Origin of the sequence: Candidatus Phyllobacterium onerii, from assembly GCF_028331445.1 — a bacterium.
Classification (GTDB): Bacteria; Pseudomonadota; Alphaproteobacteria; order Rhizobiales; family Rhizobiaceae; genus Phyllobacterium; species Phyllobacterium onerii.
In genome coordinates this window covers 1,144,419-1,171,271 of record NZ_JAQMHX010000001.1, presented here as the reverse complement: position 1 = coordinate 1,171,271, position 26,853 = coordinate 1,144,419, and the positions used below count along the sequence as shown (strand labels likewise).

21 protein-coding genes and 4 tRNA genes are annotated in these 26,853 nt (G+C 55.2%); 4 read left to right on the top strand and 21 right to left on the bottom strand.

What is annotated here, in order from left to right; all coding sequences use genetic code 11:
• The 8 genes from tuf (PHA01_RS05595) to PHA01_RS29335 all read right to left on the bottom strand — a co-directional run.
• Nucleotides 1-879, bottom strand: an 879-nt coding sequence (gene tuf / locus PHA01_RS05595) for an elongation factor Tu (RefSeq protein ID WP_271893879.1), incomplete at its 3' end; no start/stop codon positions are given.
• Between the two features lie 65 nt (nt 880-944).
• Nucleotides 945-3,032, bottom strand: coding sequence for an elongation factor G (gene fusA, locus PHA01_RS05590; RefSeq protein WP_114429381.1), 2,088 nt, complete (start codon nt 3,030-3,032; stop codon nt 945-947).
• Between the two features lie 33 nt (nt 3,033-3,065).
• On the bottom strand, nt 3,066-3,536 hold the full coding sequence (gene rpsG, locus PHA01_RS05585; RefSeq protein ID WP_099999168.1) for a 30S ribosomal protein S7: 471 nt from the start codon (nt 3,534-3,536) through the stop codon (nt 3,066-3,068).
• A gap of 60 nt (nt 3,537-3,596) precedes the next feature.
• Nucleotides 3,597-3,968 (bottom strand): 30S ribosomal protein S12, encoded by a 372-nt coding sequence (gene rpsL / locus PHA01_RS05580; RefSeq protein ID WP_008121760.1) that lies wholly within the window; start codon nt 3,966-3,968, stop codon nt 3,597-3,599.
• A gap of 494 nt (nt 3,969-4,462) precedes the next feature.
• Entirely contained in the window at nt 4,463-5,635 is a 1,173-nt protein-coding gene (locus PHA01_RS05575) for a YcaO-like family protein (RefSeq protein ID WP_271893876.1), read from the bottom strand.
• Complete coding sequence (locus PHA01_RS05570) at nt 5,619-6,425, bottom strand: nitroreductase family protein (RefSeq protein ID WP_271893875.1); 807 nt, start codon at nt 6,423-6,425, stop codon at nt 5,619-5,621. The genes PHA01_RS05575 and PHA01_RS05570 overlap by 17 nt, the downstream gene beginning before the upstream one ends.
• On the bottom strand, nt 6,425-7,312 hold the full coding sequence (locus PHA01_RS05565) for an McbB family protein (RefSeq protein ID WP_271893873.1): 888 nt from the start codon (nt 7,310-7,312) through the stop codon (nt 6,425-6,427). Before PHA01_RS05565 ends, PHA01_RS05570 begins: the two co-directional genes overlap by 1 nt.
• A 113-nt stretch (nt 7,313-7,425) precedes the next feature.
• The gene (locus PHA01_RS29335; RefSeq protein WP_417020917.1) at nt 7,426-7,566 is read right to left on the bottom strand and encodes a hypothetical protein; all 141 of its coding nucleotides are present in this window, start codon (nt 7,564-7,566) and stop codon (nt 7,426-7,428) included.
• A gap of 198 nt (nt 7,567-7,764) precedes the next feature.
• On the opposite strand from PHA01_RS29335, the gene PHA01_RS05555 reads away from it, so the two are divergent.
• Both PHA01_RS05555 and PHA01_RS05550 read left to right on the top strand, forming a co-directional pair.
• Entirely contained in the window at nt 7,765-9,561 is a 1,797-nt protein-coding gene (locus PHA01_RS05555) for an ATP-binding cassette domain-containing protein (RefSeq protein ID WP_271893869.1), read from the top strand.
• A gap of 17 nt (nt 9,562-9,578) precedes the next feature.
• A complete protein-coding gene (locus PHA01_RS05550; RefSeq protein ID WP_271893867.1) occupies nt 9,579-9,860 on the top strand; it encodes a hypothetical protein in 282 nt (93 codons plus the stop codon).
• 342 nt (nt 9,861-10,202) lie between these two features.
• Here PHA01_RS05550 and rpoC read toward each other — a convergent pair whose 3' ends face one another.
• The 13 genes from rpoC to PHA01_RS05485 all read right to left on the bottom strand — a co-directional run bounded on the left by rpoC (nt 10,203) and on the right by PHA01_RS05485 (nt 25,566).
• On the bottom strand, nt 10,203-14,411 hold the full coding sequence (gene rpoC / locus PHA01_RS05545; RefSeq protein ID WP_112531266.1) for a DNA-directed RNA polymerase subunit beta': 4,209 nt from the start codon (nt 14,409-14,411) through the stop codon (nt 10,203-10,205).
• 141 nt (nt 14,412-14,552) lie between these two features.
• On the bottom strand, nt 14,553-18,710 hold the full coding sequence (gene rpoB / locus PHA01_RS05540) for a DNA-directed RNA polymerase subunit beta (RefSeq protein ID WP_271893866.1): 4,158 nt from the start codon (nt 18,708-18,710) through the stop codon (nt 14,553-14,555).
• 185 nt (nt 18,711-18,895) lie between these two features.
• On the bottom strand, nt 18,896-19,273 hold the full coding sequence (rplL, locus tag PHA01_RS05535) for a 50S ribosomal protein L7/L12 (protein WP_112531268.1): 378 nt from the start codon (nt 19,271-19,273) through the stop codon (nt 18,896-18,898).
• A gap of 47 nt (nt 19,274-19,320) precedes the next feature.
• Complete coding sequence (rplJ, locus tag PHA01_RS05530) at nt 19,321-19,839, bottom strand: 50S ribosomal protein L10 (RefSeq protein ID WP_112531269.1); 519 nt, start codon at nt 19,837-19,839, stop codon at nt 19,321-19,323.
• 344 nt (nt 19,840-20,183) lie between these two features.
• A complete protein-coding gene (gene rplA / locus PHA01_RS05525; RefSeq protein WP_224515642.1) occupies nt 20,184-20,882 on the bottom strand; it encodes a 50S ribosomal protein L1 in 699 nt (232 codons plus the stop codon).
• Between the two features lie 4 nt (nt 20,883-20,886).
• Nucleotides 20,887-21,315, bottom strand: coding sequence for a 50S ribosomal protein L11 (gene rplK, locus PHA01_RS05520; protein WP_112531271.1), 429 nt, complete (start codon nt 21,313-21,315; stop codon nt 20,887-20,889).
• A gap of 141 nt (nt 21,316-21,456) precedes the next feature.
• Nucleotides 21,457-21,987 carry a transcription termination/antitermination protein NusG gene (gene nusG, locus PHA01_RS05515; RefSeq protein ID WP_271893862.1) on the bottom strand — a complete coding sequence of 177 codons (531 nt, stop codon included), beginning with the start codon at nt 21,985-21,987 and terminating at the stop codon, nt 21,457-21,459.
• Nucleotides 21,988-22,024: 37 nt separating this feature from the next.
• Nucleotides 22,025-22,225: a preprotein translocase subunit SecE gene (secE, locus tag PHA01_RS05510; protein ID WP_106716822.1), complete on the bottom strand. Its 201-nt coding sequence runs from the start codon at nt 22,223-22,225 to the stop codon at nt 22,025-22,027.
• A 228-nt stretch (nt 22,226-22,453) separates the two neighbouring features.
• A tRNA-Trp gene (locus tag PHA01_RS05505) sits at nt 22,454-22,529 on the bottom strand.
• A 116-nt stretch (nt 22,530-22,645) separates the two neighbouring features.
• Nucleotides 22,646-23,770, bottom strand: a complete 1,125-nt coding sequence (locus tag PHA01_RS05500; RefSeq protein ID WP_271893861.1) for a COG3904 family protein — start codon at nt 23,768-23,770, stop codon at nt 22,646-22,648.
• Between the two features lie 251 nt (nt 23,771-24,021).
• Nucleotides 24,022-25,197: an elongation factor Tu gene (gene tuf, locus PHA01_RS05495; RefSeq protein WP_114429373.1), complete on the bottom strand. Its 1,176-nt coding sequence runs from the start codon at nt 25,195-25,197 to the stop codon at nt 24,022-24,024.
• A gap of 89 nt (nt 25,198-25,286) precedes the next feature.
• Nucleotides 25,287-25,360: transfer RNA gene (locus tag PHA01_RS05490), tRNA-Gly, on the bottom strand.
• 121 nt (nt 25,361-25,481) lie between these two features.
• Nucleotides 25,482-25,566: transfer RNA gene (locus tag PHA01_RS05485), tRNA-Tyr, on the bottom strand.
• Between the two features lie 239 nt (nt 25,567-25,805).
• Here PHA01_RS05485 and rlmB point away from each other — a divergent pair.
• Both rlmB and PHA01_RS05475 read left to right on the top strand, forming a co-directional pair.
• Nucleotides 25,806-26,669 carry a 23S rRNA (guanosine(2251)-2'-O)-methyltransferase RlmB gene (rlmB, locus tag PHA01_RS05480; RefSeq protein ID WP_271893860.1) on the top strand — a complete coding sequence of 288 codons (864 nt, stop codon included), beginning with the start codon at nt 25,806-25,808 and terminating at the stop codon, nt 26,667-26,669.
• Between the two features lie 89 nt (nt 26,670-26,758).
• A tRNA-Thr gene (locus PHA01_RS05475) sits at nt 26,759-26,834 on the top strand.
• Nucleotides 26,835-26,853: the final 19 nt, after the last annotated feature.

Genomic DNA, 26,853 nt, shown 5'->3' with positions numbered 1-26,853 from the left:
TGGCTTGGCAAGGATCTGGCCGCGCTCGACGTCTTCACGGCCAACGCCGCGGATCAGTGCACCGATGTTGTCGCCGGCCTGGCCCTGGTCGAGCAGCTTGCGGAACATCTCAACGCCGGTCACCGTCGTCTTCGTCGTCGGCTTGATGCCGATGATCTCGACTTCTTCACCAACCTTGACGATACCGCGTTCAACGCGGCCCGTCACAACCGTACCACGGCCCGAGATCGAGAAAACGTCTTCGATCGGCATCAGGAACGGCAGGTTGATCGGACGCTCTGGCGTCGGAATGTACTTGTCGACTTCCGCCATCAAGGCACGAACGGCGTCTTCGCCGATTTCCTTGTTGGAGTCTTCAAGCGCTGCCAAAGCCGAACCCTTGACGATCGGAATGTCGTCGCCGGGGAAATCGTACTTCGACAGAAGCTCGCGTACTTCGAGCTCAACGAGTTCGAGCAGCTCGGCATCGTCAACCTGGTCGACCTTGTTCAGGAACACGACGATCGCCGGAACGCCAACCTGACGGGCAAGCAGGATGTGCTCGCGGGTCTGTGGCATCGGGCCGTCGGCAGCCGAAACAACCAGGATCGCGCCATCCATCTGTGCCGCGCCGGTGATCATGTTCTTCACATAGTCGGCGTGGCCGGGGCAATCGACGTGCGCATAGTGACGGGCTGGCGTCTCATATTCGACGTGTGCCGTCGAAATGGTGATGCCGCGCGCCTTTTCTTCCGGCGCTGCGTCAATCTGGTCGTACGGCTTGTACTCACCGAAATACTTCGTAATCGCTGCCGTCAACGACGTCTTGCCATGGTCAACGTGACCAATCGTGCCAATGTTGACGTGCGGCTTGTTACGTTCAAACTTGCTCTTAGCCATCTGAGCTCTCCGTTAACTGTTCGCCTGCTCAGGCTTTACTTCAACTGTCACGCGCAACCTTATGGTTACGCAAACTTCTTCTGAATTTCCTGCGCGACTGCTGCCGGTACAGGTTCATAGTGATCGAACTGCATGGTGTACTGTGCACGGCCCTGGCTCATCGAACGCAGGTTGCTCACGTAACCGAACATGTTGGCCAGCGGCACCTGTGCATTGATGACGGTCGCAATGCCACGCGGTTCCGTACCGAGGATCTGACCACGACGTGAGTTCAGATCGCCAATCACGTCACCGACGTAATCTTCAGGCGTAACGACTTCGACCTTCATGATCGGCTCGAGCAGCTGGGCACCAGCCTTCTGCGCACCTTCGCGGAACGCAGCGCGAGCTGCGATTTCGAAGGCGAGAACCGACGAGTCCACATCATGATATGCACCGTCGATCAGCGTGGCTTTCACGCCCAGCATCGGGAAGCCTGCGAGCGGACCCGCACCCATGACGCTCTGGATACCCTTTTCAACACCCGGGATGTATTCCTTCGGAATGGCACCGCCGACGATCTTCGATTCGAAGATGAAATCGTCGCCGTCATGCGGCTCGAAGATAACCTTGATACGGGCGAACTGACCCGAACCACCGGACTGCTTCTTGTGGGTGTAATCAATCTCGGCCTTGCGGGTGATCGATTCACGGTAGGCAACCTGGGGGCTACCTGTATTTGCCTCGACCTTGAACTCGCGACGCATACGGTCAACGAGAATGTCGAGATGAAGTTCGCCCATGCCAGAGATGATGGTCTGGCCGGATTCTTCGTCGGTGCGGACGCGGAACGAAGGATCTTCAGCAGCAAGACGATTGAGCGCGAGGCCCATCTTTTCCTGATCGGCCTTGGTTTTTGGCTCGACCGAGATCGAGATAACCGGCTCGGGGAATACCATGCGCTCGAGGATAACCGGCTTCAACGGATCGCAGAGCGTATCACCCGTTGTGGTTTCCTTGAGGCCTGCGAGAGCAACGATGTCGCCGGCAAAGGCTTCTTCGATGTCTTCACGCGAGTTGGAATGCATCTGCAGCATGCGGCCGATACGTTCGCGCTTTTCCTTGACCGTATTGTCGAGCGAAATGCCCTTGGTCAGCTTGCCGGAATAGATGCGGCAGAAAGTCAGCGAACCAACGAACGGATCGTTCATGATCTTGAAGGCGAGCATGGAAAGCGGCTCGTCGTCGGACGACTTGCGGGTCGTTTCCGCATCGGTCTTCGGATCGATACCCTTGATGGCGGGAACGTCTACCGGCGAAGGCAGATATTCAACAACACCGTCAAGCAAAGGCTGTACGCCCTTGTTCTTGAATGCCGATCCGCAGAACACCGGATGGAAGTCAACGCGGCATGTGCCGATGCGGATGAGAGCGCGCAGAGCGTCATTGTCCGGCATGTTGCCTTCGAGGTAAGCCTCGGTCGCAGCTTCGTCGACCTCGACGGCAGTCTCGATCAGCTTTTCGCGATACTCTTCAGCCTGGTCCTTGAGGTCGGCAGGGATTTCAACGACGTCCCACTGCGCGCCGAGCTGTTCGTCGCGCCAGACAAGTGCCTTCATCTCGATCAGATCGACAACACCCTTGAATTCTGTCTCGGCGCCAATCGGCAGCTGCATGACGAGAGCCTTGGCACCAAGACGGGTCTTGACCATCTCAACGCAGCGATAGAAATCGGCGCCGGTCTTGTCCATCTTGTTGACGAAGATCATGCGCGGAACATGATACTTCTCGGCCTGACGCCAGACGGTTTCCGTCTGCGGCTCAACACCGGCATTGGCGTCGAGAAGCGCAATCGCGCCATCGAGAACGCGCAGCGAACGCTCTACTTCAATGGTGAAGTCGACGTGGCCAGGCGTATCGATGATGTTGAAACGGCGCATCTTGCCGTCACGGCCCTTCCAGAAGGTCGTGGTGGCAGCGGACGTGATCGTGATGCCACGCTCCTGCTCCTGCTCCATCCAGTCCATGGTTGCGGCGCCATCGTGGACTTCACCGATCTTGTGCGACTTGCCGGTGTAATAAAGAATACGCTCGGTGGTCGTGGTCTTGCCGGCGTCGATGTGCGCCATGATACCGAAATTCCGGTAGTCTTCGATTTTATATTCGCGAGCCATGATATGGTGCCTCTAGGACTAATGTTTTCGCAATTACCAGCGGTAATGCGAGAATGCGCGGTTGGCTTCTGCCATGCGATGCGTGTCTTCACGCTTCTTCACAGCCGAGCCGCGGTTGTTTGCAGCATCGAGAAGTTCACCGGACAGGCGATCGATCATCGTCGTCTCATTGCGGCCACGAGCTGCATTGATCAGCCAGCGGATGGCAAGAGCCTGACGGCGCTCCGGACGAACGTCGACCGGAACCTGATACGTTGCACCACCAACGCGGCGCGAACGAACTTCAACGTGCGGCGCTACATTGTCGAGAGCCTGATGGAACAGGGCAACCGGCTCCTGCTTGCTCTTGCTCTCAACTGACTCAAGCGCACCGTAAACGATACGCTCAGCAATCGACTTCTTGCCATGATGCATGACTGCATTCATGAACTTGGTCAGAACGAGATCGCCGAACTTAGGATCCGGATTGATCTCACGCTTTTCTGCACTATGGCGTCTGGACATATTCTTTGTCTCTTATCTGCATCGGGTTGACCTACCTGGTGGCCAAAGTCCCGGAAAATCTTACTTCGGACGCTTCGCACCGTACTTGGAACGGCGCTGCTTGCGGTTCTTGACGCCCTGGGTATCCAGAACACCACGGATGATGTGGTAACGAACACCCGGCAAATCCTTTACACGGCCGCCGCGGATCATCACGACGGAGTGCTCCTGAAGGTTATGCCCCTCACCCGGAATATATCCGATGACTTCAAATCCGTTCGTCAGACGCACCTTGGCGACCTTACGCAGAGCCGAGTTCGGCTTCTTCGGGGTCGTCGTGTAGACGCGAGTGCAAACGCCGCGCTTCTGCGGGTTTTCCTGCAGAGCAGGGACTTTATTGCGCTTGACCGGCGCAGTGCGCGGCTTGCGGATCAACTGGTTTACGGTAGGCATTCAACCTTCCCTCTTTGTAATGCGTATCAAAGCGCTAGGCTTCGGCACAAATCTCGTATCTTCGCCCGTCAGGGCCGTTTCAGCGCCATGCTCATGCACGAATTCGGGCAACTAAACCACCGCAAGGGTGGTTGCCCGAATAAAAGCAGAGGAAGCCCTAAAGGCCTCATGCGAGCGGCAAATTGCATTTCGATCGTAAAACGAACCCTGTTTGAGATGAACTCCAGAGCGTGTCGCTCCGAAACGGCCAATCTCACATCGGCTCAGATGGGCTGCTGATACTGTGTCCCCGGGCTTTCGTCAAGCCTGAAGCCACAATATTATTAAGGTTTGCAGCGTTTGCAGGCTCTTGCGGGCCTGAATGTAAGATAGTTTCGCCGGACGAGGATTAATTCAAGCAATATTTCGTTTTCTTCACAGAGATTCATCCCGATTCGGGTGACCGGACGCATTTACCGAGTCGTTCGGCTTCTTACTCTTAGAATCCAGACTGACTAACTGAATGGCATGGCAGTCAGACGTAGGGGTCTGCCCTCCGCAATTTTTGCCAACCAGCGATTCTGATTGTTATTGCCCAGGCCAGGATTCATGTGAATGAAGAAGTCGGGCGAAAAGATCTTACAGAATGTCAGTTTGTTAAGACCAACATAGCGGCTTTGTGAAAAGGCGAACAGGCTTGGCGTTATGTCGAACAATGACTTCTTCAATTCATCAAGTGACCCGTCGTCATCGTTGACACGCGACAGAGGCGCTACCTCCACATCCAGTTCGAAGTCCCGCCGGTTGGCTTTCTGAAAAGCTTCCTTGAGTTCGGTTCCGCCATACTCGGTCGTGTCAAAGAATTCCATCTGGGGAAGAAGGATGCTGGTCTGCCAGACCTCGGTGAGCGCCTTTGCAAGCGCTGACTGCCAGGTCAATGCAGCACAGGCACCGCATGCAAATTGCACGAAGTCGGATTCGGATCGCGCCCTGTAGACCACAAACAAAACATGCGCGCCCTTGAGAAACGAAATGTTGTAGCAGTTCAGTGTCCCTCGCGTGGTCAATCGCTGCAACAATACCTTGATCCTCTGATCTGCAATGTCGCCGGGCTCCAGTACAGACAGGACCTGACACCGCCCCGACGCCCACATTGCCGCCAGACTTTGCCGTTCTACAAATTCAAGTAAGGCATTTTGCAAAGCCATCGCTTTGTTCGAATGAAGCGCCGATCCCGACGTATCGCGCGTCGGGACAAACTGCTGATCAGTCGTTGCATGAAGCGTAAACAATATCCGGGGTAACCGAACATTTTGGCCGGTTCTCATGTCCAGGACCGCCACCGTGTCGAACCTGTGTGCGGCAAGCGATGTGCCGAGTTGGCCAGCACCGCAAGCCTCGATCATTGCTGCTTTCAATGCATACTTGGTTTCCCGGGATATATTCAGTTCATCAATGGTTGCACCACCGTTCGATGCGATATTCCGGAATGCAACAAAACGCTCCATATACTCCCCGAACGCCTTGAGATGTATGTCAGGTCCATAACCAAACCCGTGGCCTTGTATGCGGCTATCGTCACTTGTTCCAAAAACTGAAGGTTCGGAAATGAGCGGAGAACTCGAAGCCTCAACGACAAAGTTTGGCACCGGCGTAATGACAGGGCGAAATCTATGCTGGATTGCCATTCTGTTTCTTTTCAATTCCGAATACCTGAACAATGGCAGGCAAGAGTAACCGACCGTCCAGATGACAGATCTGTGCAATCTGACGCTCGGAAAAGCCCGACAGGACGCGAGATGAAACTCCGAATGTCTGCGCACAAGCCAACATGTTCTGATACATCGAGCCCGCTTCGAGAAGTGAAAGCCTGTAGCCGCGCGAACGGTACTTGAAGATCGATTTTTTCAAGTTGACGCAATAGAGAACACAGAAGGACGGATTTGGTATGTCTGTCAGACTGGAAAAGCCGGTAACTGAGACATGGGCATTCAACACCTCGAATGCGTTTGATACGGGAAGAAAATGGAGGGCTGACAAGCTCTGTCCACCCCGGACCCGCGGGCCAGTGATTAGAACCGCTTCTATTGTATAGAGCGCTCCGCCGGAAGGATACGGACGCCGCCTCTGCTGATCGGCCGCCAGCGCTTGAGCAAAAATACGGCTGATCAAAGAAAACTCAATGTCAATTTCAGCATCGCCATGTCGCAGCGATTCGAAACGCCCGACGCTTTCAACGGCCTCTTCCCGCGGAAGATCGATCGTTTGTGTGAGATGTGAAAATCTTGTCTCGACAAATTCGGCGCGCTTCAGGTGCGCTGGGGTCAGCGCGGGAAAACCGAATAAACTTTCAAATCCCGATCCGACAGGCGTTATACAACTCTGATGAAATTCCCTGACCTGGTACTCCACATCCTTGTCAACGAACTGGCTGGCAAAACCAATCTGATTTATTGATGCCGTTTCGTGAATTTTCATCAGTCAACTCTCCCAGTCGTATCCGGCAGCGCAAAGTCATGTTCACGCATGGACGAACTGAAGTTCGAGTGATTGGCGCGATGGCGTTGAATCGATCCGCTGTCGAGATTCATTTCGGTGATAGTACCCAGATCGTCTGAAAAGACAGGAAGCATCTCGGATGCGATCAGCTGCCGGAAGCGCGTATAAAGCAAATGCAGTGCAGCGCTCTCCTCTAGCGCCGACCTCGATAATGTGGGGATTGCAGTCGCACTGATCGCGCTGGCTTGAGCGAAGAATATATCCGCCCAACTGGAAGGCTTGAATTTGGATGATCGATCGAGCCCTGCAAGATTGTAGAGCGAGCTGAAATGATCCGGCAGCGCCATTCGGGCCGAGTAAAACCCGTCAATGACAAAGTGCCTTAGTACAAAATAGGCATGCAGCAGGAACACATCGGGTTTCCGATGACAAAGATCTACAACGAAGCGCGATAGTCCCTGATCATATTTTGCCTGGACGCAGATAAGTATTGTAGACCCCGAGATATCACCGAGGTCGTCAACGACAGCGGCATAGATAGCGTCGTTTCGCTCGATCTGGGCCGCAATCAGTGTTGCGATGGCAGGGTCTCGTGAATAGACCGCAACCCTCACATCTTCGCGATAGCGTTTCAGTATGTTGATTCTTTCGAGAAAATTCCGGCCAGCTTCCGGATCGATACTCTGATCCGAAAAAATTTGGTCAATAGCGGATTGCCCGGCCGAAGAGCCCAACGCCCTCAAACGATCCAGCGCGTCGATCATCGAGTTGTCATGTAACCGCGTCACTCCCGAAGGCGTGCATATGAATGGCATATCGTCATCGTCACCGACGATGTTGGCAAATGGCTGGATGTTGAATTGCATCGTCGATCTCTGGATTTACAGCGGTCCCTAACGCCTCTGCTCGGCGCCATCTTGAAATGTTAAAATAGGTGAAGGAGGCGGCACACCCGGTTGCTGCGCACCGCCTCTCCCGCTTAACCGCCGAAGCCCTTGGTGGAGCTTGACGAACTGCTGCTCTTGCCCGATGCACCGCAACGGCTGCTGCTATCGCACTTTGCGCTGCTACTGGAGGATGAGCTGCTTGGGCTTACGCCACTCGACCCGCCAAACACCATCGTCGCGTTGCTATCTTCTACAAAGTCAACCTGATCGCCGAATTGCCCTGGACTTAGAAAATGAATTAACACTCCAAACCTCCTTGGAAGATTTCGCTACAAATAGAAGCATATATTATTTGAAATTCATTTATATACTACGATAGTCCTATGGGTTAACGCGTGAAATTTCGATAATGTAATACGAATGGAGTTAGGTTGCATAAGATTGCATCCGTGTATCACTTATATATTTGGAATATCGTTATGAACAAGGCCAATGTATTCAACTATGTGTTTTCCCTGACATTCCAAAGCAAAAGACAATTCGCGCTACTGCTGTTTTTGATCGGAACCATCACTGTCGTCAGCGCGACGATGTCTGCCATTCCCATATTGTTCGCAATGGGCATTGATCTTTTGTCTGAGGGAAAGGGCTCGGCGACCGGTGTATCGCTGATACTGGCGTTCTCGGTGAGCCTCCTTGTTGCTTCCGTCATTTCGCAATTCGAATGGCTGACATTTGGCCCATTTAATCTGCGCCTGCAGCGGCATCTCACATTGGAAGTGTTCAATCACGCGCTTTCACTCCCCTATTATGTGATGCGGCAACACACGTCGCATGAGATTGGGCGTATCGTTGAAAAAGGCCTCGACGCCATAAGAGACATTACATCGAGCCTTGCTTTCTCCATTGCACCGACAATCGTCGAGCTCACTATCGCAGCCTGTGTGATAGCATTTATGGTTGATCCCTGGATTGCCATATTGTTGATCGCCGCTCTTGCCGTTTATGGATATCTGGCAAACCTGTCAGCGGAACGCATACGGACAGCCACAGAAAGTGCAATGGGGAGCGGGACTCAAGCTTGGACATATGGTCTCGATGCTGTTGCCAATGTGGATCATGTTCAACAAGCAAACCTGCGCCCGGCAATCATTGAACAGCTCAACAAAAAACTGAAGATAAACGACGAACACTGGAAAGTGACCTTCACGCAGCGTGTTTATTACGGCGTACTGCAAACGCTTATATTCGGCGGTGTTGTGATCTGGGTCTTGTGGCGTGGCGCGCTCGACGTATCCGCGGGAACTCTCACAGTTGGCGAGCTTGTGCTCATCAATACCTATATTGTCCGGCTGCTCCAGCCGGTAGAAACATTGGCGCGTGTTTATCGGGAAATACATGCTTCCGCCGGAGAAGCGGCTCTGCTGATGCGTCTTCTGGCGGAACATCCAATTCCTGCAACGCAGAGTTCTCATTTGCCAGTGACCAGCAGACCCTGGGCTCTGCAACTCACTAATGTGGGTGTGACGATAGGTACGACTCCCGTGATCATTGCCCTGGACCGTTCGGTCGCGCCGGCCAGCCGCCTGTTTATCGTCGGTGCTTCCGGTATGGGGAAAAGTAGTCTTCTTCGAGTGCTTGGTTGTTTGGTCCCTGTATCGAGCGGACATCTCACCATCGAGTCTGTCGACGTGACGGAGGCGAATTCAGAAGCATTCCGAAATGGTATCGCAGTGGCCTATCAGGATTGCCTTTTGTTTGACCTGACAATCAGAGAAAATATCGCACTCGGCTCCAACGCATCGAAGGGTGCAATTGATGCCATCATGTCCGAATTGGGATTGAATGACGTTATGAACCGGCATCGAGACGAGAATGAGCCGACGGTGGGGGAGCGCGGCAACAGATTGTCCGGTGGCGAGAAACAACGCATATCCTTGGCTCGCGCGCTACTCAAACCTTCCAACCTCCTGCTGTTGGACGAGCCGACAGCTTCCCTTGATGAAGTAAACAGAACACGCGTGGTTGCCGCGCTTAACAACCGGAAAGGCCGGCAGACCGAAATCATAGTTACCCACGACACAGGGCTCATCGAACCGAATGACGCCGTCCTCTATTTGCTGGAACCTGGAAAAACTCATCATGGAACCCATATCGAGCTCCTCGGCATAAAAGAATATTCTGATTTCATAAACGGCACGATCTTAGTAGAAACTGAGTCACGTTGAAATTGGGAACCAATTCTATGCCATCGGACAATGCGGAAGCAAAAACAGTTCATCTCATCGTTGCCGATGTCTGGAAGGACAAGGATGACGAGCCGCGCCAGGTTCACCTGCTGCTGATGAACGACGATGCCGACGGGCTGGTAGAACTGGCGCTGAAGATTCTCGCCAATTCCGGCTATGAGGAAGCCGAGCTTCTGGAGATCGGCACGCTGACCGAAGAGCCCGAAGAAGAACCGCACCTCTCTGCATGGAAAACCGCCCTCACCGGCCAAGCGGCGCTGATCGAGTTCAACGAGTAGGGATTGGGCTTTCTCGTCATACGTTCAATTATGTCTACCGCAGTCTACGGTTGAGCTGACGGCATGCGCACCACCTCTCTGAGCCTCGACGGATGACGCACACTTGAGCTCTGCATCGAACGGTTTGGTTTTTGGATAGCTCAAATCGATCCCTGCAAGGTTTTCGCACGAGAAGACTCGAATCCCACATAAGAACCGCCGAAACCTGCACAAGAAATGCCGATTCTGGCGCAAGAATTTCCATTCTTAGTAGAATTTTAGTTGTGCTCGATTGAGACCGTCATGAAAAAGGCCGCCGCGGATTGCTCCGAGCGGCCTCTTGGTCTGGTGTTGGCTGCCAGCTTATTCGGCCGGCTGGCCAGTCATATCCGTCAGCATCGGGCCGGCTTTCGCGGCGCTTGCTCCGGCTTCCTTGCGGCGCTCGTCGATGATCAACTCGTCGCGAGCCCCGGCAATGCGGCGGATCTGCTTGACCGTGCCGCCGGTACCTGCCGGGATCAGACGTCCAACGATGACGTTCTCCTTCAGGCCCTGCAGAGCATCCATCTTGCCGGCAACAGCGGCTTCCGTGAGGACGCGCGTTGTTTCCTGGAAGGACGCTGCCGAGATGAACGACGGGGTCTGCAGCGAGGCCTTGGTGATGCCGAGCAGCACCGGAGTGCCGTAGCCTGGCTTCTTGCCATCCTCTTCCAAACGCTCGTTAATTTCGTCCAGTTCGATCCGGTCGACGTGATCGCCGGAGATGAACCCGGTGTCGCCCGACTCGGTGATCTCGACCTTCTGCAGCATCTGACGAACAATCACTTCGATGTGCTTGTCGTTGATCAGAACGCCCTGCAGACGATAGACTTCCTGGATTTCGTTGACGAGGTAGGAAGCCAAAGCCTCCACGCCCTTGATCGCCAGGATATCGTGCGGTGCAGGATTGCCGTCGAGGATATAGTCACCCTTTTCAATGGCATCGCCGTCCTGAAGATGGAAAGGCTTGCCCTTGGGGATCAGATATTCGACGGGCTCCACAGTTTCGTCGTTCGGTTCGATGACGATGCGGCGCTTGTTCTTGTAATCGCGGCCAAAACGAACAGTACCATCGATTTCGGCGATGATAGCATGGTCCTTCGGACGACGTGCTTCGAACAGTTCCGCGACGCGCGGCAGACCACCGGTGATGTCCTTGGTCTTGGCGCTTTCCATCGGAATACGGGCAAGAACGTCGCCCGCCTTCACATGCGAACCAGGCTCGACCGACAAGATCGATTCAACCGACAGCTGGAAGCGAGCATCGCCGCCCTTTGCCAGTTTCAGAACCTTGCCGTTCTTGTCCTTGACGACGATGGCCGGCTTCAGATCGGAGCCGCGCGGCGTCGAGCGCCAGTCGATAACCACGCGCTTGGTGATACCGGTGGACTCGTCCGTCGTTTCCGTAACCGAAAGACCATCGACCATGTCTTCGAATTCGACATGACCTTCGACCTCCGTCATGACCGGGCGGGTATAGGGATCCCACTCGGCAACACGCTGGCCGCGCTTAACATTATCGCCGTCATCGACATAGATGCGCGAACCGTAGGTGACGCGGTGTGTTGCGCGTTCCTTGCCGGTCGCATCGACAATGACAACAGCCATGTTGCGGCCCATGACGACCAGATGGCCATCCGAGTTGCGCACCACGTTGCGGTTGCGGATCTGCACCGTGCCTTCATAGCTGGCTTCGAGGAACGACTGATCGACCACCTGCGCAGTACCACCAAGGTGGAACGTACGCATCGTCAACTGCGTGCCCGGCTCACCGATGGACTGAGCAGCGATAACGCCGACAGCCTCACCCTGGTTGACCGGGGTACCACGGGCCAGATCGCGGCCGTAGCACTTGGCGCAGATGCCGCCACGGGTCTCACAGGTGAGAGCCGAACGGATGCGGATCGACTGAACACCAGCCTTTTCGATGGCATCGATATCGAACTCGTCGATGATGTTGCCACCCTTGACAAGCACGTCACCCGAAACCGGATGCAGGATATCTTCAAGCGCCGTACGGCCGAGAACACGCTGGCCGATGGTCGCAACAACCTGACCGGCATCGACGATCGGCTGCATTGTGAGGCCCGTTGTCGTGCCGCAATCAACCGAAATGACGATACAATCCTGAGCGACGTCAACGAGACGGCGTGTCAGATAACCAGAGTTGGCCGTCTTCAAGGCGGTGTCGGCAAGACCCTTACGGGCACCGTGGGTCGAGTTGAAGTACTCGTTCACGGTCAGGCCTTCCTTGAAGTTCGAAATGATCGGCGTTTCGATGATTTCGCCCGAAGGCTTGGCCATCAGACCGCGCATACCGCCCAGCTGGCGCATCTGGTTCGGCGAACCACGAGCACCCGAATGCGACATCATGTAGATCGAGTTCATCTGCTTCTGGCGGCCAGTAACAGGATCGAACTCGACGGCCTTGATGCGCGCCATCATTTCGTCAGCGACCTTCTCGGTGCACTTGCCCCAAGCGTCCACGACCTTGTTGTACTTCTCGCCCTGAGTGATCAGGCCGTCATTGTACTGCTGTTCGTATTCCGTTGCCAAAGCTTCGGTTTCAGCAACCAGCTTCGCCTTGGTTTCCGGAATGACCATGTCGTCCTTGCCGAACGAGATACCGGCGCGGCAAGCATGACCGAAGCCAAGCTGCATGATGCGATCGCAGAAAATGACCGTCTCTTTCTGTCCGCAATGGCGATAGACCGTGTCGATCATCTTGGAGATGTTCTTCTTGGTCATTTCCTGATTGCAGATGTCGAAAGGCACGTTGTGGTGCTTCGGCAGGAGCTCACCGATGATCATGCGGCCAGGTGTGGTCTCATAAATCTTCGATGTCGGCTTGCCGTCTGCATCGATGCTCTTGAAGCGACCCTTGATCTTTGTATGCAGGGTCACTGCACCGCTGCCGATGGCGTGGTGAAGTTCGCCCATATCGGCAAAGGCCATGCCCTCGCCCGGCTCCTTCGCCGCAACAATCGACAGATAGTATAGGCCGAGGACCATGTCCTGCGACGGAACGATAACCGGCAGACCGTTTGCAGGGTGCAGGATGTTGTTCGTCGACATCATCAGAACGCGGGCTTCAAGCTGCGCTTCCAGAGAAAGTGGGACGTGGACAGCCATCTGGTCGCCGTCGAAATCCGCATTGAAAGCGGTACAGACGAGCGGGTGCAGCTGGATTGCCTTGCCTTCGATCAGGATGGGCTCGAATGCCTGGATGCCAAGACGATGCAGCGTCGGAGCACGGTTCAGGAGAACCGGATGCTCGCGAATGACTTCATCGAGAATATCCCAGACTTCCGGCTTTTCCTTTTCAACCAGCTTCTTCGCCTGCTTGACAGTCGAGGAGTAACCCTTGGCGTCAAGACGCGCGTAGATGAATGGCTTGAAAAGCTCGAGCGCCATCTTCTTTGGCAGACCGCACTGATGCAGCTTCAACTCCGGACCGGTCACGATGACCGAACGGCCGGAATAGTCGACGCGCTTGCCGAGAAGGTTCTGACGGAAGCGGCCCTGCTTGCCCTTGAGCATGTCGGACAGCGACTTCAGCGGGCGCTTGTTGGCACCAGTGATGACGCGGCCACGGCGGCCGTTGTCGAACAAAGCATCAACCGATTCCTGAAGCATGCGCTTCTCGTTGCGGATGATGATGCCAGGAGCGCGCAGTTCGATCAGGCGCTTCAGACGGTTGTTGCGGTTGATAACGCGGCGATAAAGATCGTTGAGATCGGACGTCGCAAAACGTCCGCCATCCAGCGGAACAAGCGGGCGCAAGTCCGGCGGGATCACCGGAACGATCTTCATGATCATCCATTCCGGACGGTTTCCGGATTCCAGGAAGTTCTCGACGATCTTCAGACGCTTCATGAGCTTCTTCTGCTTCAGATCGGAAGTCGTTGTTGCGAGTTCCTCACGCAGATCTCCGGCGATCTTTTCCAGATCCATCGAAGCCAGAAGTTCATGAATAGCCTCGGCACCGATCAGCGCGGTGAAGGAATCCTCACCATACTCATCGACCGCGATCATGTATTCTTCTTCCGAAAGAAGCTGATGCTCCTTCAGGGCAGTCAGGCCCGGCTCGGTCACGATATAGTTCTCGAAATAGAGAACGCGCTCGATGCCCTTCAAGGTCATGTCGAGCAATGTGCCGATACGGCTAGGCAGAGACTTCAGGAACCAGATGTGCGCAACCGGGGCTGCGAGTTCGATATGGCCCATACGCTCACGGCGAACGCGTGACAGCGTGACTTCCACACCGCACTTTTCGCAGATGATGCCCTTGTATTTCATGCGCTTGTACTTGCCGCACAAGCATTCATAGTCCTTGATCGGCCCGAAGATCCGAGCACAGAAAAGACCATCCCGCTCAGGCTTGAAAGTGCGGTAGTTGATCGTCTCCGGCTTCTTGATCTCACCGTATGACCAGGACAGAATCTTCTCAGGGCTGGCGATCGATATCCGGATGGAATCGAATGCCTGCACAGGCACCTGAGGATTGAAAAGATTCATGACCTCTTGGTTCATGCCGTTTCTCCATGGGGCAAAGAGTGCCCTCTACTTGCGATGGATATCCGCCGCCGCGGGTCCATCTAGATCAAATGCCGCTTCCTCAGCGGCCCGAAAAACTGGTCGGGTGCGCGAGCAATGCCGCGCACCCTTCCCTTTTTACTCTGCAGCGTCAGGCAATGCCTGCTGTTGCTGTTCTTGGGCACGAGTATCGTCCAGCTCGACATTGAGACCGAGCGAGCGCATTTCCTTGACGAGAACGTTGAAGCTCTCCGGAATGCCGGCTTCGAAAGTATCGTCGCCACGGACGATTGCTTCGTAAACCTTCGTACGACCGGCGACGTCGTCGGACTTGACCGTAAGCATTTCCTGCAGCGTGTAAGCCGCACCGTATGCTTCCAGGGCCCAGACCTCCATTTCACCGAAGCGCTGACCGCCGAACTGGGCTTTACCACCCAGAGGCTGCTGGGTAACGAGCGAGTAAGGTCCGATCGAACGGGCGTGGATCTTGTCGTCGACCAGATGGTGCAGCTTCAGCATGTAGATGTAGCCGACGGTCACCTGACGATCGAAAGTCTCACCCGTACGTCCGTCATAAAGCGTCGACTGACCTGAAGAATGCAGGCCCGCCTGTTCCAGCATCACATTGATGTCCGGTTCATGCGCACCGTCAAACACCGGCGTTGCAATCGAAACGCCACGCTTCATCTGTTCGCCAAGACGAATGATGCTCTCATCGTCATAGTTGCGAACCGGCTCGTTGCGGTCATTGTCCGGAATGATCGATTCAATCGTCATTCTCAGCGGTGCAATGTCGCCCTGTTCACCCTGTGCGTGCTGTGCCTTGTAGGCCTCGATCAGTTCCCCGATCTTCTTGCCCATTCCGGCGCAAGCCCAGCCCAGATGCGTTTCGAGGATCTGCCCGACATTCATGCGGCTTGGCACGCCAAGCGGATTGAGCACGATATCGACATGCGTTCCGTCTTCAAGGAACGGCATATCCTCAACAGCAGCGATACGCGAAACAACGCCCTTGTTGCCGTGACGGCCAGCCATCTTGTCGCCTGGCTGGATCTTGCGCTTCACAGCGACAAAGACCTTGACCATCTTCATGACGCCTGGAGGCATCTCGTCGCCGCGCTGGACCTTTTCGACCTTGTCCATGAAACGCTGCTCGAGCAATTTCTTGGAGTCGTCGTACTGGTTGCGCAGAGCTTCGATTTCGCCCTGGATCTTCTCGTCCTCGACAGCAAACTGCCACCATTGCGAACGTGGGTATTCGCCCATGACGTCCTGTGTAACGACAGTGCCCTTCTTGAACGCCTTCGGTCCGGCAACAGCAGACTTGCCATCGAGAACGTCGGCCAGACGGCCATAGACGTTGCGGTCAAGGATCGCCTGTTCGTCGTCGCGGTCCTTGGCCAAACGCTCGATTTCCTCGCGTTCGATCGCCATGGCGCGTTCGTCCTTTTCAACGCCGTGGCGATTGAAAACGCGAACTTCCACAACTGTACCGTAGGTCCCGGGCGGCATGCGCATCGAGGTGTCCCGTACGTCCGAAGCCTTCTCACCGAAGATGGCTCGCAGAAGCTTCTCTTCCGGGGTCATCGGGCTTTCGCCCTTCGGTGTGATCTTGCCGACAAGGATATCGCCCGGCTGAACTTCCGCGCCGATATAGACAATGCCGGCTTCGTCCAGGTTCTTCAGCGCTTCTTCCGAAACGTTCGGAATGTCGCGCGTGATTTCTTCCGGTCCGAGCTTCGTGTCGCGGGCCATGACTTCGAACTCCTCGATATGGATCGAGGTGAAGACGTCATCCGAAACGATCTTTTCAGAAAGAAGGATGGAATCTTCGTAGTTGTAGCCATTCCACGGCATGAACGCGACGAGCACGTTGCGGCCGAGCGCCAGATCGCCCAGATCCGTCGAAGGACCATCAGCGATGATGTCACCCTTCTCGATCCGGTCACCGACACGAACCAGCGGACGCTGATTGATGCAGGTGTTCTGGTTCGAACGCTGGAACTTCATCAGGCGATAGATATCGACGCCCGACTTGCCCGGTACGAGATCTTCCGTCGCACGGATAACGATACGGGTCGCGTCGACCTGATCGACGATACCGGTACGGCGCGCGCCGATTGCGGCGCCGGAGTCGCGAGCGACGACCGGCTCCATGCCCGTTCCAACAAACGGCGCTTCGGCACGAACCAGCGGAACGGCCTGACGCTGCATGTTCGAGCCCATCAGAGCGCGGTTGGCGTCATCGTTTTCAAGGAACGGAATGAGCGCTGCTGCAACCGAGACAAGCTGCTTCGGCGAAACGTCCATCAGATCCACGTTTTCACGCGGCGCCATCAGAACTTCACCCGCATGACGGCAGACAACGAATTCGTCCGTGAATGCACCGGAAGCGTCGAGTTCCACATTGGCCTGTGCCACGTGATACTTGGCTTCTTCCATCGCCGACAGATAAACCACGTCGTCCGTGACCTTGCCGTCGATGATCTTGCGGTACGGGCTTTCAATAAAGCCGTACTTGTTGACCCGGGCAAAGGTTGCGAGCGAGTTGATCAGACCGATATTGGGGCCTTCCGGCGTTTCAATAGGGCAGATACGGCCGTAATGCGTCGGATGAACGTCGCGGACTTCGAAGCCGGCGCGCTCGCGGGTCAAACCGCCAGGTCCCAATGCCGAAAGACGACGCTTGTGCGTGATCTCGGACAGCGGGTTGGTCTGATCCATGAACTGCGAAAGCTGCGAGGAACCGAAGAACTCACGAACAGCGGCGGCTGCCGGCTTCGCGTTGATCAGGTCCTGCGGCATTACCGTGTCGATTTCGATGGACGACATACGCTCCTTGATGGCGCGCTCCATGCGGAGCAGACCAACACGGTACTGGTTTTCCATCAATTCGCCGACCGAACGCACACGGCGGTTGCCGAGATTGTCGATGTCGTCGATTTCGCCGCGGCCATCGCGCAGATCAACCAGCATCTTGACGACAGCCAGGATGTCTTCCTTGCGCAGGATGCGAACGGTGTCTTCCGCATCGAGATCGAGACGCATGTTCATCTTGACTCGGCCAACAGCCGAAAGATCGTAACGCTCACTGTCGAAGAACAACGACTTGAACATTGCTTCGGCGGAGTCGATCGTTGGCGGTTCACCCGGACGCATGACGCGGTAGATGTCGAACAGCGCGTCCTGGCGGTTCTCGTTCTTGTCAACGGCAAGGGTGTTGCGGATATACGGCCCAATATTGACGTGATCGATATCGAGAATGTTGATCTCGGAGACGCCCGTGTCGAGCAGGACCTTGAGTGTCTTCTCGTCCAGTTCATCACCGGCTTCGAGATAAACTTCACCCGTCTCCATGTTGACGATATCTTCGGCGAGATAAGTGCCGAGCAGATCGTCTTCTGTCGCCTTGATGAATTTCAGGCCCTTTTCAGCAAGCTGCTTGGCACTGCGTGCCGTCAGCTTCTTGCCTGTTTCGAGAACAACCTCGCCCGTATCGGCATCCACGACGTCCGTGGTAGCCTTGAAGCCGCGGAAGCGATCCACGGAGAACGGAATACGCCAAGTGTCGCCATCGCGGTTAAACGTGAGCGTGTTGTAGAAAGTCGACAGGATTTCTTCCGAATCCATGCCAAGCGCCATCAACAGCGACGTCGCAGGGATCTTGCGGCGGCGGTCGATACGCGCATAAACGACGTCCTTGGCATCAAATTCGATGTCGAGCCAGGAACCGCGATAGGGGATGACGCGCGCAGCAAACAGCAGCTTGCCGGATGAATGCGTCTTGCCCTTGTCGTGATCGAAGAAGACGCCCGGCGAACGATGCATCTGCGATACGATCACGCGCTCGGTGCCGTTTACAATGAACGTGCCGTTATCGGTCATGAGCGGCATATCGCCCATGTAAACGTCCTGTTCCTTGATGTCCTTGATCGACTTCGCGCCTGTATCCTCATCGATATCAAACACGATGAGGCGCAGCGTCACCTTGAGTGGCGCAGCATAAGTCAGATCGCGCTGACGGCATTCGTCAACGTCGAATTTTGGAGATTCGAACTCGTACTTGACGAATTCGAGCATGGAAGCACCCGAGAAATCCTGGATCGGGAAAACAGACTTGAACACAGCCTGCAGACCTTCGTCCAAACGCCCGCCCTTGGGCTCTTCCACCATCAGAAACTGATCGTAGGAAGCCTTCTGAACCTCGATGAGGTTCGGCATCTCTGCGACTTCCGGAATCTTACCGAAAAACTTGCGTACGCGCCTACGACCATTGAAAGAATGGGTCTGAGCCATCGTCGCTCCTCGTCTTTATGCCAGAAACTGGCCTGTTTCTTAAAACCGCTCATGCGGCCCCGTGAACGGGACAAAACCCGTTTCCTGAAAGCAGCGAAATTGCCATCAGGAAAAGGGTTGAGTACCGGGCCCTCCGTGGAGGGTAGTTGGCGGACAGGTTGCCCTGCCCGCCAATAGTGCAAGGTTTACTTGAGTTCGACCTTGGCGCCAGCTGCTTCGAGCTGTGCCTTGATCTTGTCAGATTCTTCCTTGTTAACGCCTTCCTTGACTGCCTTAGGAGCAGCTTCAACGAGGTCCTTGGCTTCCTTGAGGCCGAGACCGGTGATAGCGCGGACTTCCTTGATCACGTTGATCTTGTTAGGTCCGGCTTCGGTCAGAACGACGTCGAATTCAGTCTTCTCTTCAACTGCAGCAGCAACTGCACCACCGCCGGCAGCGGCAGCAGCAGCAACCGGAGCAGCAGCAGAAACGCCCCACTTCTCTTCAAGAAGCTTCGAAAGTTCAGCAGCTTCAAGAACAGTCAGGTTGGACAGGTCATCTACGATCTTTGCGAGATCAGTCATTTTGGTATTCCTTTACAAGGTTCGATATATTGACAGCGAGAACGGCCTTATGCCGCTTCGTCCTTCCGGGCATAGGCGCCAAAAACGCGGGCAAGCTGAGCTGCCGGTGCGTTGACGACCTGAGCAATGCGAGAAGCCGGTGTCTGGATCATACCAACCAGCTTTGCGCGCAACTCGTCGAGAGATGGAAGTGCAGCAAGTGCCTTTACCCCATCCGGATCGAGAGTTGTTGCTCCCATCGAACCACCGAGGATGACGAGCTTTTCGTTACCCTTGGCAAATTCAATGGCGATCTTTGGTGCCGCTATCGGATCGTTGGAATAAGCAACGAGTGTCTGACCTGTGAACAGGTCAGCGATGCCTTCCGAATCCGTGCCCTGAAGAGCGATCTTGGCAAGGCGGTTCTTCGCGACTTTAACGGTGCCACCAGCATCACGCATCTTGGAGCGAAGATCGCTCAGTTGCGCAACGGTGAGACCGGTATAGTGGGCCACGACAACTGAACCAGAGTCCTTGAAGACCCCATTCAGCCACGCGACGAATTCGCGCTTTTCCGCTTTTTCCACTGTCTCTCTCCATTTGGCAGAAACGCGAGATTGCGTTACTGCCGGGTTGCCTTTTGCTGCAAGTCTTCAGTCCGAAGACCTAAACCACACAGCACTTGAGGATCCTGTCCCCCCTGCTTCGCCGAGATCGGCTGCAAGCGAAAGGCAACTACGGTTCGAACCTTGTTCATCGGGCTAAGCCCTTTAACCAAAGTTTTTCCACGTCTCATGCGGGTTCTGACGAATTAAGGCGAACCACCCGCAATCTCGGACAGGATAACCGGATTTGCATCCGGTTATCCAGGCCCCGAAGGGCCTGGAATTATTTTGTTTCAAACAGCTAAGCCTGAAACTTCAATCAACACTTACGCAATGCGTACTGTTGCTGGATCGATCTTTACACCAGCACCCATCGTCGAGGAAATCGCGACGCGCTTGACGTAGTCACCCTTGGCGCCAGTCGGCTTTGCCTTGGTGACGGCATCGGCGAATGCCTTGATGTTCTCTTCCAGCGCCTTGGCATCGAAGGATGCCTTGCCGACGCCGGCGTGAATGATACCGGCCTTCTCGACGCGGAACTCGACTGCGCCGCCCTTGGAAGCCTTCACGGCAGCCGCAACATCTGTCGTAACCGTGCCGACCTTCGGGTTCGGCATCATGCCGCGCGGGCCGAGAACCTTACCGAGACGGCCAACGAGCGGCATCATGTCCGGTGTGGCAATGCAGCGATCGAAATCGATCTTGCCGCCATTGACGATCTCGAACAGGTCTTCCGCACCGACGATGTCTGCACCGGCGGCCTTGGCTTCATCAGCCTTCGGACCACGAGCGAACACGGCAACGCGAACTGTACGGCCAGTGCCATTCGGCAGATTGACGACACCACGAACCATCTGGTCCGCATGGCGAGGATCAACACCGAGGTTCATTGCAACTTCGATCGTCTCGTCGAACTTGGCAACAGCACGCTCCTTGACCATGGCAATTGCCGAGGTCAGGTCATACAGCTTGTTACGGTCGACACCTTCACGAACTTTCGCTACACGCTTTGATAGTTTTGCCATCGTCTTAGCCCACCACTTCCAGGCCCATCGAACGGGCAGAACCTTCAACCATACGCATGGCGGCTTCAACGTCCGCTGCGTTCAGGTCTTTCATCTTCGCCTGAGCGATTTCACGCACCTTGTCGCGCGAGATCTTGCCGGCAACGACCTTGCCCGGCTCTTTCGAACCCGACTTCAGGTTTGCGGCCTTCTTCAGGAAGTAAGACACCGGCGGCGTCTTCATCGCGAACGTGAAGGACTTGTCCTGATAGTATGTAATTACGACCGGAATGGGCGAACCCTTTTCCAGTTCCTGCGTGGCCGCATTGAAGGCCTTGCAGAATTCCATGATGTTGATGCCACGCTGACCAAGCGCCGGTCCGATCGGCGGGGACGGTGTTGCCGATCCTGCCGAAACCTGCAGCTTGAGCTGGCCTGCTACTTTCTTAGCCATAACTTCCTGCCTTTAATCAAAGTGCCGGATAACCGGCGGTTGCAGTTTGGTGGTGCGGATCGAAAGCCCGGCTAAGGCTGCCTTACCTCCCACCATGTTTGCCGCTGACGCAGCAGGCGGCTTCAGAGAGCCGCCGATTGATCAGACTTTTTCAACCTGACCAAATTCCAGATCGACCGGCGTAGCGCGGCCGAAAATCGAAACCTCGACCTTGAGGCGCGAACGCTCTTCGTCGACTTCCTGTACAGTGCCGTTGAACGAGGCGAACGGACCATCGGCAACGCGAACACTTTCGCCAATCTCGAACGAGATCGAAGCTTTTGGACGCTCGACACCTTCCTGGACCTGCGTCAGGATGCGGTCGGCTTCCTTATCGGAAATCGCAATCGGCTTGCTGTCCGAACCGAGGAACCCCGTCACCTTCGGTGTGTTCTTGATCAGATGATAGGCATCATCCGTCAGATCGGCACGAACCAGGACATAACCCGGAAAGAACTTGCGCTCGGCATCGACCTTGCGGCCACGGCGCACCTCGACCACCTTTTCAGTCGGCACGAGAATCTTCTCAAAAAGATGCGACAGACCCTTCTGCCTAGCCTTTTCTTCGATCGACTCGGCGACCTTCTTCTCAAAATTCGAATAGGCGTGAACGATATACCAGCGCGCGGTCATTGCTATTTCCCAATCCCGATTTTCTTGTCAGCCTGCGTTAACGACCAAGACCGAGAATCATATCGATTCCGTATGCCATCAACTGATCAGCTGCGAAAAAGAAAATCGCAGCAAAAAACGCCATTACCATCACCATCGCGGTGGAAATGAGCGTTTCGCGACGCGAAGGCCATGTGACCTTTGCGGTTTCAGCGCGCACTTGCTGAAAAAAAGTTATTGGATTCGTTTTGGATGCCATTTACCGCTCGTGCATGTCATGTTGCTGTAAACATGCTGTGCTGCAACTTAAACAACACCATCTGTCCACACCATTGCGGCCCGTAAAGCTGATCGTTCAGCTCCACGCACCGCGTGTCTGTTAAGCCTACATAGAACCGATTCCGGTAAAACACAAGGCCCCCGGATTCGTTTCTTTCCAAACATCTGCCCATTGCACCATCCAATCGTGCACCGGCAGACTATGTGTTGGCAGGGGAGACAGGATTCGAACCTGCGACCTACGGTTTTGGAGACCGCCGCTCTACCAACTGAGCTACTCCCCTATGTTCGGGGCGTACATTCCACAAAGCGGAGAGCTTTTCAAGTCCCAAAGGTATGATCAAGCTGTCATTGACAAACTTCTCGAACCGACCCCGCTGCCGAGACGCTCGATAATTGTTTATTTAGTGGCGATTGCGCTTAGTTCAATACAGTTTGCTGGTTTTGGCTCTTTTGCACAGGCGCTCGCGCTGGAGAAATCACCCACATCGCCGGAACCGGTTATCATTCGAAAATTCAACAACTCATCATGGTTCAGAATGGAAATATCGCTTGCCGGAATTGAAAGCATTTTAGCGACAATGCCAGCGTCGACATCCATTTCATTGAAGTAAGCATTGAGTCGTTTGCGATAACCTTTGGATAGTTCGGTTGTCTTGTACGTTCCGGCCGATCTACGCCCAACGATTTTCGTATCAACGATTTTCTTTTTGCCTTTTACGATCCGGTAGCGTGTCTGATATTTTATCATCGTTTTGGTAACTGTGGTGGTGATCTGGTGAACACCCAGCTCTGCCCACAAACCGACAAAACGTTTGGTGCCGCCGGCAACGATAAATGGGCAAGCTGACATGCAAGCTGCCCAACCGGGATAGGCAAAGCCCGCATAGGCGCCATCCGAATATTTTGGCTTGCACCCTTTCTGCTCAGGATCACATTCATAGAAGCTGGTTTTTCCAACCGCAATGTCGAGCCCCCGCTTTCGGATCAAACGTCCTATTTCCATGGCCGCGTCCACCGCACCGCCATTCGATTCGATCACAATGGGCAATCGCCGCTTGCCCAACTGTCGCAGGACCTTGCGCAATCTTGAGGGGCTATCCGCCGTAATCGTACCTGAGGCCGCTATCCACTCGGGACAGGCCGGTTCGCAGCTTGCGGAAGCGTTCCGCACGATAGCAAATCGCATGGTCTGATCGGTGATCTTGAAGGGCTTGGGAGCCTTGTCTGGGGTCGACAGCCTTGCTGGAGCATACGGCTCAGAAGGTACAGCACTTTTTGCGGGAAGATCGGGTAATCGAATCGGTGCATAGGGTACAGAAGAAACCCCACTGCTCTTGGGGAGATCAGGAAGCCGAACGGGCGTATAGGGCTCAAAAAGCACCACGCCATTTTTTGGAGGCCGAACCTGCTTGGGGGGACGATTGGTCTCGGAGGGCACGAAGGAACGTCCCAATAGTCCGCCAGGAGTGTAAGGGCGGCTGATATTTCCTGGCGTGGTAAAACCCGGCTGATCCTCCGCCATGGCAGCAAGCGCCGGTGCCGTCGCTGTGTATTGCAGAGCAGGAACCATCAGGAAGACGAGCAAGAAAAGCGGGTAGCGATATTCAACGGGTACTATCTGGAACACTCTAACTCCGCAAATATCTGGACTGGCTTTGCGTCAATTAGATACCAGAAGCTGCAACGGAGAGAAGTTAGACTTTGGTGCTAAGGCCAGCATAAAAAAAGGGCGGCCCGGTGGACCGCCCCTCCCGATTTTACGATCAGAAAGTCTTATTCGATAATCGAAGAAACAATCCCTGCACCGACGGTGCGGCCACCTTCACGGATAGCGAAGCGCAGCTTCTCTTCCATGGCGATCGGCACGATCAGCGTCACATCGACTGCGATGTTGTCGCCGGGCATGACCATTTCCGTGCCTTCCGGCAAAGTCACAACACCCGTCACGTCGGTCGTGCGGAAGTAGAACTGCGGACGGTAGTTGGAGAAGAATGGCGTGTGACGGCCACCTTCGTCCTTCGTCAGGATATAGGCTTCTGCCTTGAACTTGGTGTGCGGCTTGACCGAACCTGGCTTGGCAAGGATCTGGCCGCGCTCGACGTCTTCACGGCCAACGCCGCGGATCAGTGCACCGATGTTGTCGCCGGCCTGGCCCTGGTCGAGCAGCTTGCGGAACATCTCGACGCCGGTCACCGTCGTCTTCGTCGTCGGCTTGATGCCGATGATCTCGACTTCTTCACCAACCTTGACGATACCGCGTTCAACGCGGCCCGTCACAACCGTACCACGGCCCGAGATCGAGAAAACGTCTTCGATCGGCATCAGGAACGGCAGGTTGATCGGACGCTCTGGCGTCGGAATGTACTTGTCGACTTCCGCCATCAAGGCACGAACGGCGTCTTCGCCGATTTCCTTGTTGGAGTCTTCAAGCGCAGCCAAAGCCGAACCCTTGACGATCGGAATGTCGTCGCCGGGGAAATCGTACTTCGACAGAAGCTCGCGTACTTCGAGCTCAACGAGTTCGAGCAGCTCGGCATCGTCAACCTGGTCGACCTTGTTCAGGAACACGACGATTGCCGGAACGCCAACCTGACGGGCAAGCAGGATGTGCTCGCGGGTCTGTGGCATCGGGCCGTCGGCAGCCGAAACAACCAGGATCGCGCCATCCATCTGTGCCGCGCCGGTGATCATGTTCTTCACATAGTCGGCGTGGCCGGGGCAATCGACGTGCGCATAGTGACGGGCTGGCGTCTCATATTCGACGTGTGCCGTCGAAATGGTGATGCCGCGCGCCTTTTCTTCCGGCGCTGCGTCAATCTGGTCGTACGGCTTGTACTCACCGAAATACTTCGTAATCGCTGCCGTCAACGACGTCTTGCCATGGTCAACGTGACCAATCGTGCCAATGTTGACGTGCGGCTTGTTACGTTCAAACTTGCTCTTAGCCATAACTGTCGTTCTCTCGTCATCACAACCGGTCTAGGGCCGGCACCATGTTTGTAGCTCAGACGAGACAGCGCGCCGTCCGTCAGCAAATCTGGAGCGGGTAGCGGGAATCGAACCCGCATATTCAGCTTGGAAGGCTGCTGCTCTACCACTGAGCTATACCCGCATATCTCGCTGATCCGTGCATCTTTTTGGACGCAGCAGAATACAGCAACACATAGATAGCGCATAACCGTTCCAAAACCGAATCGGGCTTTGAACTATGCGCCAGGCGTCGGTTCCGGCAGTGGTGGAGGAGGTTGGATTCGAACCAACGTAAGCCAAGCTAACGGATTTACAGTCCGTCCCCTTTAACCACTCGGGCACTCCTCCGGTCACTGCCGATGGAACCGCGCCATTTGGCACTCTGCACACAGCTTTCCGGAGACAACCGGGCTGCTGCTTGCGGAGGGCCTTATGCCGACTAGCCTCCATGGTGTCAACACTTCCCTGCAGAAAATGAACGGCTTGTGGAAATAGGCTAAAGAAATATGACGGCGGAGCAACCAACACGAGCAATTTCCGCCACAAGCATATATCGCCCGGCGCCATGAAAGGTTATATGTCGCGCCATGGCCGATCAAAAACCCACACACACACAAAAAGATTCACACTACGCAACGCTGCGTCGCCAGTTCCGCGATCAAAAGGCCGGGGGACCTCCGCAGCAAGCCGAGCGCGCATCACGACCACCCGTCAGCGGCACGCCAGCGCCGGAAGGTCTGATACGACTCTACGGCTTGCATACGGTACGCGCAGCACTGGACAATCCGGCTCGCAAGATCAAGCGGATGCTCGTTACCAAAAACGCACTGGACCGGCTGGAAATCACCAATACCGCCGCCCTGCCCTTCGACGTTGACATCGTCGAGCCTCGCGCCATCGACAAGGAGACCGGCTCAGAGGCCGTGCATCAGGGCGTGATGATCGAAGCTCAACCGTTGAAGGCGCAATCGCTGAAAGCGCTGCAGGAGAGCCCGCTACTACTTATTCTCGATCAGGTGACCGATCCGCACAATGTCGGCGCTATCATGCGCTCGGCCGTCGCCTTCGGTGCCGGTGCTATCATCACGACGGCTCGCCACAGCCCGCAAGAATCTGGCGTTCTCGCGAAAGCCGCGTCTGGCGCCCTCGAACTCATCCCCCATGTCGAGGTACGAAATCTAGCTGACGCCATCGCCGAGCTACATGAAATCGGATTCATCACCATCGGCCTTGATTCGGAAGGGCCGTTAGAGCTGGAAAATACGATGTCCAAGGGCCGGATCGCCCTGGTGCTTGGCGCGGAAGGCAAAGGCCTGCGGCAGAAAACACGTGAAACCGTCACGCACCTTGCGCGGCTCGACATGCCCGGCGCAATCAAATCGTTGAATGTATCGAACGCAGCGGCCATTTCGCTTTATGCAGCGCAGCGCTTCTTGAAGAGCAAAGATTAGAGGGCGTGGACACCGGGCCAGGTATTTATTTCCGGCAAATGACATTTTTCATTTTACAGACGGAAGGTTTGTGCTAATCGGACGCCGCTGCCCTTGTAGCTCAGTTGGTAGAGCATCTGATTTGTAATCAGAGGGTCGGGAGTTCGAGTCTCTCCGGGGGCACCATAAATCCTCTTGAAATCAA

What these genes read in the sequence shown, in the direction of transcription:
- rlmB (WP_271893860.1), top strand. Translation starts at nt 25,806, where the DNA reads ATGGCCGATCAAAAACCCACACACACACAAAAAGATTCACACTACGCA.
- fusA (WP_114429381.1), bottom strand. Translation starts at nt 3,032, where the DNA reads ATGGCTCGCGAATATAAAATCGAAGACTACCGGAATTTCGGTATCATG.
- rplK (WP_112531271.1), bottom strand. Translation starts at nt 21,315, where the DNA reads ATGGCTAAGAAAGTAGCAGGCCAGCTCAAGCTGCAGGTTTCGGCAGGA.
- rpsG (WP_099999168.1), bottom strand. Translation starts at nt 3,536, where the DNA reads ATGTCCAGACGCCATAGTGCAGAAAAGCGTGAGATCAATCCGGATCCT.
- nusG (WP_271893862.1), bottom strand. Translation starts at nt 21,987, where the DNA reads ATGACCGCGCGCTGGTATATCGTTCACGCCTATTCGAATTTTGAGAAG.
- PHA01_RS05500 (WP_271893861.1), bottom strand. Translation starts at nt 23,770, where the DNA reads ATGGCGGAGGATCAGCCGGGTTTTACCACGCCAGGAAATATCAGCCGC.
- PHA01_RS05575 (WP_271893876.1), bottom strand. Translation starts at nt 5,635, where the DNA reads ATGGCAATCCAGCATAGATTTCGCCCTGTCATTACGCCGGTGCCAAAC.
- rpsL (WP_008121760.1), bottom strand. Translation starts at nt 3,968, where the DNA reads ATGCCTACCGTAAACCAGTTGATCCGCAAGCCGCGCACTGCGCCGGTC.
- PHA01_RS05550 (WP_271893867.1), top strand. Translation starts at nt 9,579, where the DNA reads ATGCCATCGGACAATGCGGAAGCAAAAACAGTTCATCTCATCGTTGCC.
- PHA01_RS05565 (WP_271893873.1), bottom strand. Translation starts at nt 7,312, where the DNA reads ATGCAATTCAACATCCAGCCATTTGCCAACATCGTCGGTGACGATGAC.
- rpoC (WP_112531266.1), bottom strand. Translation starts at nt 14,411, where the DNA reads ATGAACCAAGAGGTCATGAATCTTTTCAATCCTCAGGTGCCTGTGCAG.
- PHA01_RS29335 (WP_417020917.1), bottom strand. Translation starts at nt 7,566, where the DNA reads ATGGTGTTTGGCGGGTCGAGTGGCGTAAGCCCAAGCAGCTCATCCTCC.
- secE (WP_106716822.1), bottom strand. Translation starts at nt 22,225, where the DNA reads ATGGCATCCAAAACGAATCCAATAACTTTTTTTCAGCAAGTGCGCGCT.
- PHA01_RS05570 (WP_271893875.1), bottom strand. Translation starts at nt 6,425, where the DNA reads ATGAAAATTCACGAAACGGCATCAATAAATCAGATTGGTTTTGCCAGC.
- tuf (WP_114429373.1), bottom strand. Translation starts at nt 25,197, where the DNA reads ATGGCTAAGAGCAAGTTTGAACGTAACAAGCCGCACGTCAACATTGGC.
- rplA (WP_224515642.1), bottom strand. Translation starts at nt 20,882, where the DNA reads ATGGCAAAACTATCAAAGCGTGTAGCGAAAGTTCGTGAAGGTGTCGAC.
- rpoB (WP_271893866.1), bottom strand. Translation starts at nt 18,710, where the DNA reads ATGGCTCAGACCCATTCTTTCAATGGTCGTAGGCGCGTACGCAAGTTT.
- rplL (WP_112531268.1), bottom strand. Translation starts at nt 19,273, where the DNA reads ATGACTGATCTCGCAAAGATCGTAGATGACCTGTCCAACCTGACTGTT.